Source organism: Okeania hirsuta (assembly GCF_003838195.1).
In the GTDB taxonomy this organism is placed as follows: Bacteria; Cyanobacteriota; Cyanobacteriia; order Cyanobacteriales; family Microcoleaceae; genus Okeania; species Okeania hirsuta.
Genome location: NZ_RCBY01000565.1, coordinates 1 through 1,557 on the forward strand (window position 1 = coordinate 1; position 1,557 = coordinate 1,557).

A 1,557-nucleotide genomic window follows, 5' to 3' on the forward strand; every position below is an offset into this window, starting at 1 on the left:
ATTTTTGTAGAGACCCTTTATGGAAAGTCTCTACTATGGTCTAACAAAACTTAAACTTCTATAAAAAGCAGTAAAAAATTCCTTCAAATCTTTTGATTCCTAAATTCTGAATTATATTAAGTCTGGATAATTAGTGATGAAAAAACCTATCTTTTTACACAGGGTAAATATTCCTATTATTCTCTACTCCCTACTCCCTACTCCATTATTTATAAGTATTCAAGGGGACATGATATTATTCTTCTAGCAAAGGCAATAATTCTAACTGATAACGATACAAGGCTACGGGATGATTACCTGCCACAAAATAATCAGGGTCTTGAGGTGATAAATAAATAGCAGTTATCTGATTTGCTTCAATTATTTCTCCTTGATTTTCATCGATAATATGATGATAATCTGTAGTTGTTTCTACCTCATTTAAGTAAATCATAGTCTCACCCTGAAATAGTTGCTGAGTTATTTCGCAGGTAATAAAATTATCTGAGTTTAATTGTTCCCTTGCCCTACCAGTAATAACTGAAACTAACTCTAGATTATCTCGCAAAATAGTTGTCTGACGATTAGGATTATTTTGGTCAATTTTTACAGATAAAATTGCATCATCACCCAAAAGTGCTTTGCCAATATTTAATCCGTTAAATTCTCGATCTGCAATAACTGCTTTTGGGGGTAAATCTAATTTTTGATTAGACCAATATATGGGCAGATTAATTAATTTTTGTTGGGATATTTCTTCGATATTCAAGTTTGGCTCGAACTTAATAAATCTAACTTGAAAATTTACTGATTGATGCAAATATTTACGATTATTTTCAAAGCCTGGCGTAACAATTTCTGGGGCTAATGGTGCAACCATATTTATTAAAGTGCTTTTAACATTCCAATTTCCTGCCATCCAATCTGGATAAATTAAGTCCTCTTTAGCAGTGCTAATTGATGGTTTATTTTCCCAGTTAGGAAAATCATCAATTCTGGAAGTAAGTGTTCCTGCTATTGCATTATTAGCCCGAAGCAAAATAATTGTAATTAAACATAAACTCCAAATTACTTGCCAGAATTTTTGATAATTTTTTCTAGATTTGTGCATTATTATAGTCGCAATTATTTTTTGAATAATTTCTTAGTATACCATTTTTATTTGAGATGTTTGATTGAATCAAGTATTCAGCTTTTTTGTCGGATAGTTGCTGCGAATATCGTTCCTCAAGCCAAAATAAATAAACCAAATATCAAAAATTTTGCTAGATTTTAAGGTGTTGTTATCTACAAATCTCAGTATCAACTTTGTGAGCTTTATGACAATATCCCCTCACTTTTAAAACATCCTCTCAATTGTACTTTTAACAATTCTTCGATTAAATCACTTAAATTCTGTAAATCATAAATTCTTTATTGGTGATTACAGCAAAATTTTAAATTGAGTTTTCCTAACTAATACTAATTTCATAAAGTTATGGAAGATATAAAGCTTGTAAAATCTCAGACCACTCAGTTATTGAAGAAGGAGACAGGAGACAGGAGACAGGAGACAGGAGGAAAATTACATGGGGATTC

Annotated in this window: 1 protein-coding gene; it reads right to left on the bottom strand. The window is 31.0% G+C overall.

Features of this window, described 5'->3' with window-relative positions; genetic code table 11:
• Window positions 1–235: 235 nt before the first annotated feature.
• Window positions 236–1,090 carry a DUF6816 family protein gene (locus D5R40_RS32880; protein WP_124142816.1) on the bottom strand — a complete coding sequence of 285 codons (855 nt, stop codon included), beginning with the start codon at window positions 1,088–1,090 and terminating at the stop codon, window positions 236–238.
• Between the last annotated feature and the right edge of the window lie 467 nt (window positions 1,091–1,557).

Excerpts from the sequence above, each read along its gene's own strand:
- D5R40_RS32880 (WP_124142816.1), bottom strand. The coding sequence starts at position 1,090 with ATGCACAAATCTAGAAAAAATTATCAAAAATTCTGGCAAGTAATTTGG.